We start from the raw sequence: 13,896 nt of genomic DNA, 5'->3' as shown, positions 1-13,896 counted from the left end.
ATCGCTACGGATGCGTCACGCGTTGCGGCTTATGTGGTTTCCGGTATCGGTTTCCTCGGCGGCGGAGTGATCATGCGCGATGGCTTGAACATCCGCGGATTGAATACCGCCGCCACCTTGTGGTGCACCGCCGCCATTGGCGTGTTGTGCAGCATGGGATTGCTGTTGGAGGCGACGATCGGCTGCATGGTGATTCTGTGCGCGAATATTCTGCTGCGTGAATTTGCTTTAGGCATCAATCGGCAAACTATAGTTTCAGCCGCCGAAGCGATACAACACTACAAAGTACAAATCATCTGCCTCGCGCAGGATGAAGTTCAGGTTCGTAGCCTGATGCTGCACACGCTTGGTGGCAGCGGCTTGCGGTTGCAATCACTGCACAGCGAAGACATGGATCCGCCGCATCGTATGGAAGTAAATGCCGAGGTCATTGGCAATCCAACGTTAACCGATCAGCTTGAAAGCCTGGTGAGCCGCATTAGTCTGGAGAAAGGCGTGAGTTCGGTAAGGTGGCAGGTGAGTGAGTTGGAGCGGGATTAGTCTTTTAGCAAATGTGACGCCATTTCATCGCCACTTTGAATGAAGAAGAAAAAAGCCACCTTGAAAGAGGTGGCTTAATAATATGAATTTATTCGCTAAATTTGGTGGCCCCTGCTGGGTTTGAACCAGCGACCAAGCGATTATGAGTCGCCTGCTCTAACCACTGAGCTAAGGGGCCAGCGGAGCGGGGATTATAGAGTATCTTGTTGGGGTGATCCAGAGTTCACCATTTGGATGGTGAAAATTACAGCAATAGCTGACTCTTTGATCTCAAAAAGAAAATTCTACTATCCCACGCTCTATCGCTTATTAAGCGCCCAATCATCAGCGTTTTTTGAGACCAGGCTCATTCGAAAGTTTGTCGATACTACAAATAGCGCGTTGCGGGCTTGTTGAGCGAGATGAAGGGCAATATGGCGATGCGCGCCTCTTCATAAGTCTGCCAAAGCTGCACATCTTCCACGGATGGGATTGTCACCAGCTCGCCGGCATCAAGTCCACGCAGCGCTGCGGAGACTAAATCATCCACTTCCATCAGCATCTCTGCGGGAAGATCGTTAATGGATTTTCCTGCACGCTCAAAGATCTCAGTGCGCGTTAAGCCTGGCAACACAGCCTGCATACGCACACCGCTTTCGGCTAATTCTCGATGAAGATTACGAGTCAGGGAAAGCACATACGCTTTGCTGGCGTTGTATGCGCCATTAGCTGATTCACTCACCAGCGCTAGCACCGAAGCAATATTCACAATCGTGCCATTGCGACGTGCACGAAATGCCTGTGCAGCACTGTGGGCCAGCTGTGTTAGCGCAACGATATTTAACGTCAGCATCGTTTGTATTTTCGCGATATCACCGTCAATGAATTCGCCTTCGACAGTCATACCAGCATTGTTTACCAGCAGCGTAATCGCTTTGTTTTGCTGGATTTCGCGATCAACTCTTAGCAAATCATCGTGGTTGGTGAGGTCGGCAGCCAGCACGCTGACTTCAACGCCATGCGCTTCACGCAGCGATTGTGCCAACAGATTGAGCCTGGCTTCATCGCGTGCCACTAGAATCAGGTTTGTGCCACGTGCTGCCAGTTGTTTCGCATAAGTCGCGCCAATTCCACTTGATGCGCCGGTGATCAAAGCCAGTTGTTGTGACATGGTGTGTTCCTCTAAATGATGGTTATCATATGTACGAGATTTAATATGACGATCATAATATTTGTCGTCAAGCTAGAATATGATGGTTGTAATAATTACACTGATTGCCATCAACGATGTCGGAGTCAATGAAGATGGAAAAGCTGAGCCATAAAGCGCGTACACGACAGCGCATTCTGGATGAAGCCTCGGTGGTGATGCGCGAGAACGGCACTGAAAGCATTGGCGTAGCGGCGCTGATGAAGCGCGTCGGTTTAACGCACGGCGGCTTTTATGCCCACTTCGCCTCACGCGAAGATCTGGTGCAAGCGGTGATTGCTGAGATGTTTATCGATTCGGCGCGCCGTTTTGCGGATATCACTTCAATCAACGATCCCGCTGAACGGCTCAATCAGCTGATTGATAGCTATTTATCCGAGCAGCATTGCAACACGCCGGGGGAAGGCTGTCCAATGCCTGCGCTGGTGAGTGAGATGGCGCATTTACCCGTCGAGGCGCGTACGTTGTTTTCACAGCGTCGTGAAGCGATGCGGCAGCGTTTGGCGTTGACGCTAGGCGAGCTTCATCATCCGCATGCGGATGACGCGGCGACCACTATGTTAGCTGAGATGGTTGGTGCGGTGGCAATGGCACGCGCTTGTCCCGATGATGAGGAAGCGCGCACCATGCTGGCGAGCAGTCGTCGATCGGTAAAACAACGCGCCGGACTGGAGATGGCATGAGCGAGCACGATATCCGCGATATCATCGCGCCTGACTTAAAGGTGCTGTTTTGTGGCATCAATCCGGGCAAGTCGTCGGCGCACACTGGATTTCACTTCGCGCATCCCGGTAATCGCTTCTGGAAAGTGATTTATCAGGCCGGCTTTACGCGCGAGTTACTCAAGCCCGAGCAGGAGCAGCGGCTGCTGGAAACTGGCTATGGCATCACCATGCTGGTGGAGCGTCCGACGGTGCAGGCTAACGAGTTGGATGGCGATGAATTACGCGACGGTGGTTCGCGCTTGCAGCAAAAGATTTTGCATTATCAGCCGCGCACGCTGGCGGTGTTGGGCAAGGATGCCTTTCAGAAAGCGTTTCGTCAGCGCAAAGTGGAGTGGGGCGAGCAGCCGCAAACGCTGGGTGAAACGCGTTTGTGGGTACTGCCTAATCCGAGTGGGTTAAATCGTGCGACGCTGGAAGAGATGGCCGCATCCTATCGCCAACTGCATGATTGGCTGCAAAATAACGCGTGATAGTGCGACGCTTTCGGCAATAAAAAACCCCGGCAAGCCGGGGTTTTCGTCTCGCCAAGAATTAATCGTCGAGGAAACTACGCAGTACTTCTGAGCGGCTTGGATGACGCAGTTTACGCAGCGCCTTGGCTTCGATCTGACGAATACGCTCACGCGTTACATCAAACTGTTTGCCAACCTCTTCCAGCGTGTGGTCGGTGTTCATATCGATACCGAAACGCATACGCAGCACTTTCGCTTCACGCGCGGTAAGGCCAGCCAGCACGTCGTGAGTCGCTGAGCGCAGGCTTTCCGAGGTAGCGGAATCCAGCGGCAGCTCCAGCGTGGTGTCTTCGATAAAATCGCCCAGATGCGAATCTTCATCATCACCAATCGGCGTCTCCATAGAGATTGGCTCTTTAGCGATTTTCAGCACCTTGCGGATCTTATCTTCAGGCATCAGCATACGTTCAGCCAGCTCTTCCGGCGTCGGTTCGCGGCCCATTTCCTGCAGCATCTGACGCGAAATACGGTTGAGTTTGTTGATGGTCTCAATCATATGCACCGGAATACGGATGGTGCGCGCCTGGTCAGCGATAGAACGGGTGATAGCCTGACGAATCCACCATGTGGCGTAAGTTGAGAACTTATAACCACGACGGTATTCAAACTTATCAACGGCTTTCATCAGACCGATGTTGCCTTCCTGAATTAGATCGAGGAACTGCAAACCACGGTTGGTGTATTTCTTGGCGATAGAGATAACCAGACGTAAGTTTGCTTCAACCATCTCTTTCTTCGCACGACGCGCTTTCGCTTCGCCGATAGACATGCGACGGTTGATGTCCTTCACCTGCTCGATGGTCAAGCCGGTTTCTTCTTCGATTTGCTGCAGTTTGTACAGCGAACGATTCACATCATCTTCAACTTCCAGCAGCTTCTCAGACCACGGCTTGTTCATCGCCAGCGCGGCTTTGAACCAGCTTGGGTTGGTTTCGTTGCCGGTAAACAGCGTGATGAAGTTTTTCTTCGGCATTTTGCACAGTTCAATACACAGCTTCATGATCAGGCGCTCTTGCGTACGCACGCGCTCCATCATTTCACGCATATTGTTTACCAGGTAATCGAACTGCTTCGGTACCAGGCGGAACTGCTTGAACACTTCAGAGAGGTTCTGGATTTCGGCTACGGCGTCAGCATGGCTGCGGCCTTTGGCTTTAATGACGGTACGCGTGGTTTCGTACTGCGTGCGCAGGTCGCCAAACTTCTCGCGAGCCAGTTCTGGATCGATTGAGTTATCGTCATCAGAGCTGTCGTCATCGTCTTCATCTTCTTCTTCATCGTCATCACGGTCTTCCTGCGATAACTCAGAACCGACGTTGGTGGCGGTCGGCGCGATATCTTCTTCTGCGTTCGGATCGATGAAACCGATGATCAAGTCAGACAGGCGAGCATCGCCCGCTTCTACGCGATCGTACTGATCGAGCAGATAGGTGATCGCTTCCGGATATTCGGCTACAGAGCATTGAACCTGGTTGATACCGTCTTCGATGCGCTTAGCGATGTCAATTTCGCCTTCGCGCGTCAGCAGTTCAACGGTACCCATTTCGCGCATGTACATGCGCACCGGGTCGGTGGTACGGCCAATTTCAGATTCAACACTGGATAAAACCTGAGCGGCGGCTTCTGCGGCATCTTCGTCAGTATCGGAGCTGTTTTCATTCAGTATCAGATCATCAGCATCAGGCGCTTCTTCAACAACCTGAATACCCATGTCGTTAATCATCTGGATGATGTCTTCGATCTGATCGGAGTCGACGATATCTTCCGGCAGATGGTCATTGACCTCAGCATAGGTCAAATAGCCTTGCTCCTTACCACGGGTGACAAGTAGCTTAAGCTGTGACTGCGGGTTTTGCTCCATAAGACGGTATCCACACTTCTGTTAATTAGATTGGTGTCGGTCGGCGGCGAAAGCCAACAATAACAGTGAAGGCGTTGTGTTTTTGCCGCTGCCTACATCGCGGCCAGGGCCTTTGCCCTCATATAATCGGCACTTAAGCCGCTTGTGTTCTTTCCGGGCCTGGCTTACTTGCCATTTTCCCCCCCGGCAGTGCTCGCAATCCTCACGTACTTTAGTACGCTCCGGTTGCTGTGCGCTGGCGGTAACGAAACTGACTTCGACGCCTACGGCCCTAAATTTGTGGTGATTCCGGCTTCGCTTATCGCGTCTATCAATCCGGAAATCACTGCGCCAGAATGCCGTTTTTAACCTACTTGCGGTTCTGACCCAGTTAAAATCTTATTTTTTCGCTAATGCCTGGCTTAGAGCCCAGAACTCGCGGCGTTCGATGGCGCTAAGGCCTTCTGTTCGCTCGCGTGCGATAAGCGCTTCAAGGCGCTGTTCGAGCGCGGAATCGTAAATACTTGCCAGTGAATCCTGGAACACTTCTTCCGCCTCTTCATCCACTATCATGTGGTTCCAGGTGGCCAGTGTTTCAAGGGGCTGGCTAAAATTTGTTCCGCGATATAACTCTAGTAGCTGTCCGGTGGTCAGGCCAGGATTCTCTGTACAACGACTGACTAACTCCACAAATAGCGGTAAACCCGCCATTTTTGACTGCTCCAGTCCATCCAGTGTAGGCACGATGGAGGCAAATTGCGGATTTTGCACTAATAACGCGATCAATACGCGCATGGTGGTACGCTTCAACGGTGGGGCAGTTGGCAGCACTCCGCTTTCCGCCAGCTTCGGCATCAGCTTGTCTAACTGGTTATCGTCAAGAATCCCGAGTTTATTACCCAATGTTTGACGCATATAAATGCGCAGCGTTTCACCGGGAATCTGACTGATCAGCGGTAACGCCAGTGTCGCCAGCTTGGTTTTGCCATCGCGTGTACTCAAATCCACTTGCGGCATCAGGCTGTCGAACAAAAATGTGGAGAGCGGTGTAGCCTGCTCCATCCGCGCTTCAAAGGCTTCTTTGCCCTCTTTGCGTACCAGCGTGTCCGGATCTTCGCCGTCGGGCAAAAACATAAAGCGTAGCTGACGACCATCATTCATGTAAGGCAATGCGGTTTCGAGCGTACGCCATGCCGCTTCACGTCCGGCGCGGTCGCCGTCGTAACAGCAAATCACGGTATCCGTTGAGCGGTAAAGCAGCTGAACGTGTTCAGCGGTGGTCGAGGTGCCCAGCGATGCAACGGCATAATCGATGCCAAACTGCGCCAGCGCCACCACGTCCATGTAACCTTCGACAACCAACAAACGCGTGGGTTGCGGATGATTTTTTTGCGCTTCATAAAGTCCGTATAACTGGCGGCCTTTATGGAAAATCGGTGTTTCAGGCGAGTTCAGATACTTCGGCGTATCGTTGCCCAGCACGCGACCACCAAAACCAATCACGCGGCCACGCTTATCGCGAATAGGGAACATCACGCGATCGCGGAAGCGATCGTAGGTGCGGCCTGAGTCATTGCTGACTAGCATGCCCGCTTCCATCAGTGATTCGCGATCGTCTTTCTGCTGGCCAAAGCGCTTCAGTGCATTATCCCAACCGGCAGGCGCATAGCCGATAGCGAAGTGATCGATCACTTCCTGACTAAGACCACGCGTGGCGAGATAGTTCTGTGCAGATTGCGCTTGTGGATTACGCAGGCTCTGTTGATAGAAGCCGTTCAGGCCATCCAGCAACTGATAAAGACTTTGACGTTGATGGCGCTCCATCTGGCTAGGTCCATTGCCCGCTTCATACGGCACTTCTAAGCCATGAAGCGTGGCCAGCTCCTCAACGCTCTCAACAAATTCCAGACGATCGTGATTCATCAGGAAGTCGATGGCGTTACCTTTGGCGCCACAGCCGAAGCAGTAATAAAACTGCTTCTCACCGCTTACGGTGAAAGAGGGGGTTTTCTCGTTATGGAAAGGACAGCACGCGTGATAGTTCTTACCCTGCTTTTTCAGCTTAACGCGGGCATCGATAATATCCACGATGTCCGTGCGGGCAAGTAAGTCGTTGATAAATATGCGTGGAATTCGTCCAGCCATAAGCCCCGATTTTTCAGCTCATAAACGACAACAAGCCGCGCTTCCTTTCGGAAAGCACGGCCTTTTACTTGACTCTGTCTGCGTTTATCACGCGGCGGAAGCAAGCTTCCGCAAGAAATTAGTACAGACGAGTGCGGCGTGCGTTTTCGCGAGCCAGTTTCTTGGCATGACGCTTAACTGCAGATGCTTTAGCGCGCTTACGCTCAGTGGTAGGCTTCTCGTAGAACTCACGGCTACGAACTTCTGCCAAAACACCTGCTTTCTCGCATGAACGCTTGAAGCGACGCAGTGCTACGTCGAACGGCTCGTTTTCACGTACTTTAATTACCGGCATGTAACTCTTACCTCGATAAAATTCGGTTTTTGCTGCTGACTGCGGCGCCAGCACATTTCAAAATGGTGCAGCATTTTACTCCAGCCGCGGCCGACTTGTAAAGCACCATGTATAATTTAGAACCAACAGGGGCAAATGCCATCGCGGCTGCCGGTTTTTTCAGGCCGTGGAGTATAGCGCACTCTTTGTGCGACAGAAAAACACTTTTTCAGGGGCAAAGTCTCTGGCGTGAGAATTGCCTGTGTTACACTGCGCGCCGCACGAAGAGGGTGATAAAAGCTATGCGAGTTCTGGGTATTGAAACGTCCTGCGATGAAACCGGCATCGCGATCTATGACGATGCGTCCGGTCTGCTGGCAAATCAACTATATAGCCAGGTGAAACTGCATGCCGATTACGGCGGAGTGGTGCCGGAACTGGCATCGCGTGACCACGTCCGTAAAACCGTGCCGCTGATTCAGGCGGCACTGAAAGAGGCGGGCCTTGAGCCACAACAGATTAATGGCGTTGCCTATACCGCCGGGCCTGGATTGGTCGGCGCGTTGCTGGTTGGCGCCACCATTGGTCGTGCGCTGGCGTTCGCCTGGAATGTGCCGGCGGTGCCGGTACATCACATGGAAGGGCATCTTCTGGCGCCGATGCTGGAAGAGAATCCACCGGAATTCCCGTTTGTTGCGCTGCTGGTTTCCGGCGGCCATACACAATTGATCAGCGTGACCGGAATTGGTGAATACACCTTACTGGGCGAATCGATTGACGATGCAGCAGGCGAAGCGTTTGATAAAACTGCCAAGCTGCTGGGGCTGGATTATCCGGGCGGACCGATGCTGTCGCGTATGGCGCAGCAGGGCACGCCAAACCGTTTCCGCTTCCCCCGCCCAATGACCGATCGCCCGGGATTGGATTTTAGCTTCTCCGGCCTGAAAACCTTTGCAGCTAACACCATTCGCGAGCATCAGGGCGACGAGCAAGCGCGCTCGGATATCGCTCGCGCATTTGAAGATGCGGTGGTTGATACCTTAATGATTAAGTGCAAACGCGCGCTTGAGCAAACCGGCTTCAAGCGTTTGGTGATTGCAGGTGGCGTCAGCGCGAACCGCACGCTGCGTGAGCGCATGGCTGAGATGATGCAAAAGCGTGGCGGCGAAGTGTTTTACGCGCGCCCTGAGTTTTGCACTGATAACGGCGCGATGATTGCTTACGCTGGCATGGTGCGACTTAAAGGTGGCACAAGTGGTGGACTCGGCGTCAGTGTGCGACCGCGCTGGCCGCTGGCAGAATTACCCGCCATCTAAAACGAAAAAACCGGCCTCGCGCCGGTTTTTTTATTTCTTCTTCTTCCGCTTCCAGATCTTATTTTCCTGGCCGCGCCACAGGCGCTGGATGTTGTCGTGGTGCCGCAACAGAATCAGGCACGAGAGCATCGAAACGGGGAAAGTGAATTGCGGTTTGAACCACCACACGTAAAACGGTGCAATCAGCGCGCTGACAATCGCGCCGAGCGATGAATAGCCGCTCAGCAGCACCGTCAGCAGCCAGGTGCCGGTCATTAATCCCGTCAAATCCCAGCCAATCGGCGCAATCGCACCAAAGGCGGTCGCCACGCCTTTACCGCCGCGAAAACGAAAGAACACCGGATAGATGTGGCCCAGACAGGCGGCTATCGCCGTGAGGCCAAGATAGAGCGGGGCAACGTGCAGCAGATAAGCGATCCACACCGGCAGCATGCCTTTTGCCACATCGAAAATCAGCACTGCGGCAGCGGCGGCTTTGCCACCAATGCGTAAAACGTTGGTCGCGCCAGGATTGCCTGAGCCTTGCGAACGCGGATCGGGTAAACCAGCCAGTTTACAGACCAGTATCGCACTGGAAATCGAGCCGCAAAGATACGCGAAAATAATCATACCAAGCGCGATAGCACTCATAGCGTCGTACCGTTCCTTTTGGGTCGTTTTGTTCTCGATAAGCGTGGATAATACGCATAATCCGCCGGAAGTGGTATCCGGCTTAGCCAAAAACAGAGACTGACATCATGGATATCGTATTTATCGAGCAGCTTACCGTGTTCACGACTATTGGCGTTTACGACTGGGAACAGGGCATGCAGCAGAAGCTGGTGCTCGATGTCGAAATGGCGTGGGACAACCGTCAGGCCGCGGCCAGCGACGATGTGAATGATTGCCTGAGCTACGCCGATGTCACCGAAGTGATCCTCAATCATCTGCAAGGTCAGCGTTTTGCTCTGGTTGAAAGGGTGGCAGAAGAAATCGCCGATCTGTTGATGAATCGTTTTAAAACCCCCGGAGTACGTATAAAGGTAGGCAAACCGGGCGCTGTAGCCCAGGCGGTCAGCGTTGGCGTGCGTATTGAGCGCGGGACTATTCCGAAATAAAACTTCCGTGATTGCCATCACAATGAAACCAAACCAAATTATGGTGTGTCTCACTTGAGGCCGTTGCGCTAACGAGCAGGAAGTTACCGAATTTCTTAAGGTTTCCTTCAGCGTGACGCAGGCATAATTTCAGGCGGTAGCCCTTTGCGACCGCCTTTTTACTGTTTAAAACGGATAGAGGAAATATTTTGATGGCAGACATTCACCAGCTTTGGGTAGCTGCAATCCTGGGGGTTGTAGAAGGCCTCACGGAATTCCTGCCGGTCTCTTCCACGGGCCACATGATTATTGTTGGTCATCTGTTGGGTTTTGAAGGCCAGACCGCTGAAACCTTCGAAGTTGTAATTCAACTTGGTTCCATCCTCGCTGTGGTCGTGATGTTCTGGCGCCGCCTGTTTGGTTTGATCGGCATTCACTTTGGTGAGGTCAAACATGAAGGTGTTGGTACAGGTCGATTGACGCTGATTCATATTCTGTTGGGCATGGTGCCGGCGGTGGTGATTGGTTTGCTGCTGCACGACCAAATCAAAACGCTGTTTAACCCGATCAACGTGATGTATGCGCTGGTGGTCGGCGGTGTGCTGCTGCTGGTGGCGGAATACTTTAAGCCAAAGCAACCTAAAGCAGTGGGCGTCGACGATATCACTTATCTGCAAGCGTTTATGATTGGCTGCTTCCAGTGTCTGGCGCTGTGGCCGGGCTTCTCGCGCTCAGGTGCGACGATTTCTGGCGGTATGCTGATGGGCGTGAGCCGTTATGCGGCGTCGGAGTTCTCCTTCATTCTGGCGGTGCCGATGATGATTGGTGCAACCGGACTGGATCTCTACAAGAGCCTCGGCTTCCTGACAATGCAGGATTTCCCGATGTTTGCCGTCGGTTTTGTCACCGCCTTCGTTGTGGCGCTGCTGGCAATCAAAGTGTTCCTTGAGCTGATCAAACGTATTTCGTTTGTCTCTTTCGCTATCTACCGCTTTATTGTGGCGGCCGTGGTTTACGCCATCTTTATGTAAATTGCCACGCGCGGCCGGTTACGCTGGCCGCGCGTTAATCAATTCCGCCTGCAATACTGCAACACGTCGCCGCGTCAACTCTTCCCGCACTTCTGCCCCTTTAAAGCCTGCTGCAACCACATCTTTGGTGGGTACCGCTTGCGCCAGCGTAAACGCCTGACGCAAATAATCGCCTTGCGGATAAGACATGCTTTCCAGGCCCGCACGCCCGCGCGCATCCGCTTCGCTGGTCAGCGCCATTTTTTCCACGCGATCGGGCTTGCGCCAGGCATCGATACGATCAAAAAGCGCGATTAATGCGTCCGCCGGCTGGCGCTCAATGGTGTGCACCACATCATGGAATTCGGTCACCACTAACGCCAAATCACGCACCTGATTCGGCACGCGCAGGCGCTGGCACAGCGCTTCAACAATCGGCACGCCCGCGAGGCCATGACCATGATGGCTCGGCCATTTTTCTGCTGGCGTCAGCGCCTTACCGACATCGTGGAACAGCGTAGCGAAACGCACATCAAGCTGGTCCGAAAGCGCGGCGGACATCGCCAGCGTCATCAGCGCATGGATGCCGGTATCAATTTCGGGATGCCATTTGATGGGCGCCGGAATGCCATACAGGTTATCGATTTCCGGGAACAGCACCTGCAGCGCGCCGCAATCACGCAGCACCTGGAAATAGACCTGTGGATTGTGCGTCAACAACGCTTTTTCCGTCTCTTTCCACACGCGTTCTGCGGTGAGATGCGCCAGTTCGCCGCTGACGGCCATTTCGCGCATCAGCGCCTGGGTTTCATCGGCAATACGGAAATTAAGATGGGCAAAGCGGGCGGCGAAACGCGCCACGCGCAATACGCGCAGCGGATCTTCGTTAAAGGCGGCGGAAACATGGCGCAGCTGGCGTTGCGCCAAATCGCGCTGACCGCCATAAGGATCAATCAGCTCACCACTGTCGCTTTGAGCGATGGCATTGATGGTGAGATCGCGGCGCTGCAGATCTTGCTCGAGCGTGACATCCGGCGCGAACTGCGTCACAAAACCGGTGTAACCGTTGCCGCTTTTACGTTCCGTACGCGCCAGCGCATACTCTTCACGGCTGCGCGGATGCAAAAAAACCGGAAAATCCCGTCCAACCTGCTGATAACCTTCCGCCAGCATCGAATCTGGCGTCGCGCCAACAACCACCCAATCTCTATCTTTTACCGGCAAACGCAGTAAGGCATCGCGCACTGCGCCACCGACCAGAAACGTCTTCACTCAACCACTCCAGAGACAAATCAGAAATTGCGTGCTGAGCACGCTTGTTACTTTATTGTTGCATACTTTGGCTAAATATCGGGCACGCCAAAAAGGGCATCTTACGATCCCCTTAAATAAAAGAACAAATCTGCGTGGCGCGCTAGTTCATCCAGCGATCGTTTTTCTTGCGGCGCGGCACCATGTGCGGCAGCAACAGACCCAACAGCAGACCAACGCCCAACACGCCGCCGCCATACATAAACCACTGCATGATAATGGTGCGCTGCTTGTCATCCAGCTGCACGTTGGCGGCACTCACTTTCTTCTGCGCGACAATCAGCTCATTTTTCAGCTTCTGATTCTCGGCTTTCAGACCATCAATGGTGCCGTCGCTGTTGGCGACTTTGTTCTGCATCTCGGACGTGCGCTGATTCCAGCTGTTATCGATATTCGCCAGCTTGGCCGTCAGGTCTTTAACCTGCTGCTCAAGCTGCGGCACGCGGGTACGCAGGCTTGGATTGGCGCTCAGCTGCGACAGTGGAATCCAGTTGGTTTTGCCTTCTGCATCACGAATCTGACCATATTGAGAATCGCTATTGGTCTGCAGCAAGGTGACTTCCTCTCCGGCGTTCAGCTTACCGATCAGGCGATATTGATCGCCCGGACCGCTGCGCACCCAAGTGGATAATTCATCGGAGATGTAACGCTTTTCGTCAGCAGCATGAGCAGGCGTGATGGCGCTGAAAGCCAGCAAAGAAAGGGCAGCAAGTGTGATTTTTTTCATTCGATGTCGTTTTTTCTTAATGGCGTAAAATTACCGGCACAGTCTGGAGACGCTTCTCAAAAATCTGAATGAGAACTATCCTGGTCTCAATCCGGTGCGAAAAGGGTCGTAAAAGCACAAGAAAGCGGAGACAGCGGGCTTCCGGTGCATTACTCTTCGCCAGATTAAACTCGTAAGTGCCAGCAGCGTATTGAATAAAAAATTATGACCATCGAAATCGAATTAAAGTTCATTGCTACACCGCAAGCCGCCGAAAAACTGGCTGAAAAGCTTGCCGCGTGGCCACATCAGCACTTCGCCGCGCGCGAGCTGACCAATATCTATTATGAAACCGACGACAACCAACTGCGGCGTTGGGACATGGGCCTGCGCATTCGTGGCGTTGACCAACGCTATGAAATGACACTGAAAGCTGCCGGTAAAACCGTCGGCGGCCTGCATCAGCGTCCTGAATATAATGTTGATCTCACCGAGCCGCAGCTGGATATCGCGCGCCTGCCGGCCGAGATCTGGCCGCAGGGCACCGATATCGCCGCACTGCAATCGCGCCTGCAGCCGCTGTTCAGTACCCATTTCCAGCGCGAAGCCTGGCTGGTCCAATTTGGCGACAGCGAAATTGAAGTGGCGTTTGACCGTGGCGAAGTCGCTGCCGGTGAATTCAGCGAACCGCTTTATGAAGTTGAGCTTGAGCTCAAAAGTGGGCAGCGCGATGACATGCTGAAATTCGCTGAAGCGCTGGTTGCGATGGGCGGCTTGCGTCTCGGCAGCCTGAGCAAAGCCGCGCGCGGCTACCAGCTGGCGCAGGGTAATTTACCGCGTCCAATTCGTACGTTGCCGTTGCAGAAAATCGCCGCGAAAGCATCGGTTGAGCAGGGCATGATCAACGCGATGACGGCGGCACTGAATCATTGGCAATACCATGAAGAAGTGTGGCTGCGTGGTAATAAAGAGGCCAAAGCGGCGGTGATTGATGCGCTGGAAACGCTGCGTCAGGCGTTCTCACTGTTTGGCGCGTTGGTGCCTCGCAAGGCCAGCAGCGAGCTGCGCCAGAAGTTAACCCGTCAGGAAGAGTTGCTGGCCGATGAAGAGAATAATGCAGAAGCTACCTGCTTCTCGTTGACCTCCGTTGAAGCCCAGTTAGCGCTTACTCACTGGCTGGTGGAGTCTCAGTGGCAAAACTGGCTCGACGACA

At 53.4% G+C, this 13,896-nt stretch carries 14 protein-coding genes and 1 tRNA gene; 7 read left to right on the top strand and 8 right to left on the bottom strand.

All coding sequences use genetic code 11. From position 1 onward, the window contains the following. On the top strand, positions 1–540 hold a 540-nt coding region (locus RTY00_RS08330; RefSeq protein WP_312664101.1), incomplete at its 5' end, for an MgtC/SapB family protein. Between the two features lie 102 nt (positions 541–642). Here the strand turns inward: RTY00_RS08330 and RTY00_RS08325 are convergent. Then, positions 643–718 (bottom strand) — tRNA-Ile (locus RTY00_RS08325). A 189-nt stretch (positions 719–907) separates the two neighbouring features. Further along, positions 908–1,690, bottom strand: coding sequence for an SDR family NAD(P)-dependent oxidoreductase (locus tag RTY00_RS08320; protein WP_154192666.1), 783 nt, complete (start codon positions 1,688–1,690; stop codon positions 908–910). 134 nt (positions 1,691–1,824) lie between these two features. Between RTY00_RS08320 and RTY00_RS08315 the strand changes: the two genes are divergently transcribed. After that, entirely contained in the window at positions 1,825–2,412 is a 588-nt protein-coding gene (locus tag RTY00_RS08315; RefSeq protein WP_312664100.1) for a TetR/AcrR family transcriptional regulator, read from the top strand. Then, a complete protein-coding gene (gene mug, locus RTY00_RS08310; RefSeq protein ID WP_312664099.1) occupies positions 2,409–2,924 on the top strand; it encodes a G/U mismatch-specific DNA glycosylase in 516 nt (171 codons plus the stop codon). Before RTY00_RS08315 ends, mug begins: the two co-directional genes overlap by 4 nt. Before the next feature lie 61 nt (positions 2,925–2,985). On the opposite strand, the gene rpoD is transcribed toward mug, so the two are convergent. From rpoD to rpsU, 3 genes are all read right to left on the bottom strand, one after another. Then, positions 2,986–4,827, bottom strand: coding sequence for an RNA polymerase sigma factor RpoD (gene rpoD / locus RTY00_RS08305; RefSeq protein ID WP_008103440.1), 1,842 nt, complete (start codon positions 4,825–4,827; stop codon positions 2,986–2,988). A gap of 378 nt (positions 4,828–5,205) precedes the next feature. Then, positions 5,206–6,951 (bottom strand): DNA primase, encoded by a 1,746-nt coding sequence (gene dnaG, locus RTY00_RS08300; RefSeq protein ID WP_008103438.1) that lies wholly within the window; start codon positions 6,949–6,951, stop codon positions 5,206–5,208. A gap of 118 nt (positions 6,952–7,069) precedes the next feature. After that, positions 7,070–7,285, bottom strand: coding sequence for a 30S ribosomal protein S21 (rpsU, locus tag RTY00_RS08295; protein WP_008103436.1), 216 nt, complete (start codon positions 7,283–7,285; stop codon positions 7,070–7,072). Positions 7,286–7,566: 281 nt separating this feature from the next. Here rpsU and tsaD point away from each other — a divergent pair, with 281 nt between their 5' ends. Beyond that, a complete protein-coding gene (gene tsaD, locus RTY00_RS08290; RefSeq protein WP_312664098.1) occupies positions 7,567–8,580 on the top strand; it encodes a tRNA (adenosine(37)-N6)-threonylcarbamoyltransferase complex transferase subunit TsaD in 1,014 nt (337 codons plus the stop codon). A 30-nt stretch (positions 8,581–8,610) separates the two neighbouring features. Here tsaD and plsY read toward each other — a convergent pair whose 3' ends face one another. Continuing rightward, positions 8,611–9,210 carry a glycerol-3-phosphate 1-O-acyltransferase PlsY gene (gene plsY / locus RTY00_RS08285; RefSeq protein ID WP_061720459.1) on the bottom strand — a complete coding sequence of 200 codons (600 nt, stop codon included), beginning with the start codon at positions 9,208–9,210 and terminating at the stop codon, positions 8,611–8,613. Positions 9,211–9,317: 107 nt separating this feature from the next. Between plsY and folB the strand changes: the two genes are divergently transcribed. Then, the gene (gene folB, locus RTY00_RS08280) at positions 9,318–9,677 is read left to right on the top strand and encodes a bifunctional dihydroneopterin aldolase/7,8-dihydroneopterin epimerase (RefSeq protein ID WP_312664097.1); all 360 of its coding nucleotides are present in this window, start codon (positions 9,318–9,320) and stop codon (positions 9,675–9,677) included. Positions 9,678–9,868: 191 nt separating this feature from the next. Further along, on the top strand, positions 9,869–10,687 hold the full coding sequence (bacA, locus tag RTY00_RS08275; RefSeq protein ID WP_008103429.1) for an undecaprenyl-diphosphate phosphatase: 819 nt from the start codon (positions 9,869–9,871) through the stop codon (positions 10,685–10,687). 18 nt (positions 10,688–10,705) lie between these two features. Here bacA and RTY00_RS08270 read toward each other — a convergent pair whose 3' ends face one another. Both RTY00_RS08270 and RTY00_RS08265 read right to left on the bottom strand, forming a co-directional pair. Beyond that, complete coding sequence (locus RTY00_RS08270) at positions 10,706–11,938, bottom strand: multifunctional CCA addition/repair protein (RefSeq protein WP_312664096.1); 1,233 nt, start codon at positions 11,936–11,938, stop codon at positions 10,706–10,708. Between the two features lie 142 nt (positions 11,939–12,080). Further along, entirely contained in the window at positions 12,081–12,704 is a 624-nt protein-coding gene (locus RTY00_RS08265; protein ID WP_097095975.1) for a TIGR04211 family SH3 domain-containing protein, read from the bottom strand. Positions 12,705–12,908: 204 nt separating this feature from the next. Between RTY00_RS08265 and RTY00_RS08260 the strand changes: the two genes are divergently transcribed. Continuing rightward, on the top strand, positions 12,909–13,896 hold a 988-nt coding region (locus RTY00_RS08260), incomplete at its 3' end, for an inorganic triphosphatase (protein ID WP_312664095.1).

It is taken from the genome of Pantoea sp. CTOTU49201 (assembly GCF_032054795.1).
Lineage (GTDB): Bacteria > Pseudomonadota > Gammaproteobacteria > Enterobacterales > Enterobacteriaceae > Pantoea > Pantoea symbiotica.
The sequence above is the reverse complement of the archived record's forward strand: the minus strand, read 5'-3'. Positions and strand labels throughout refer to the sequence as shown.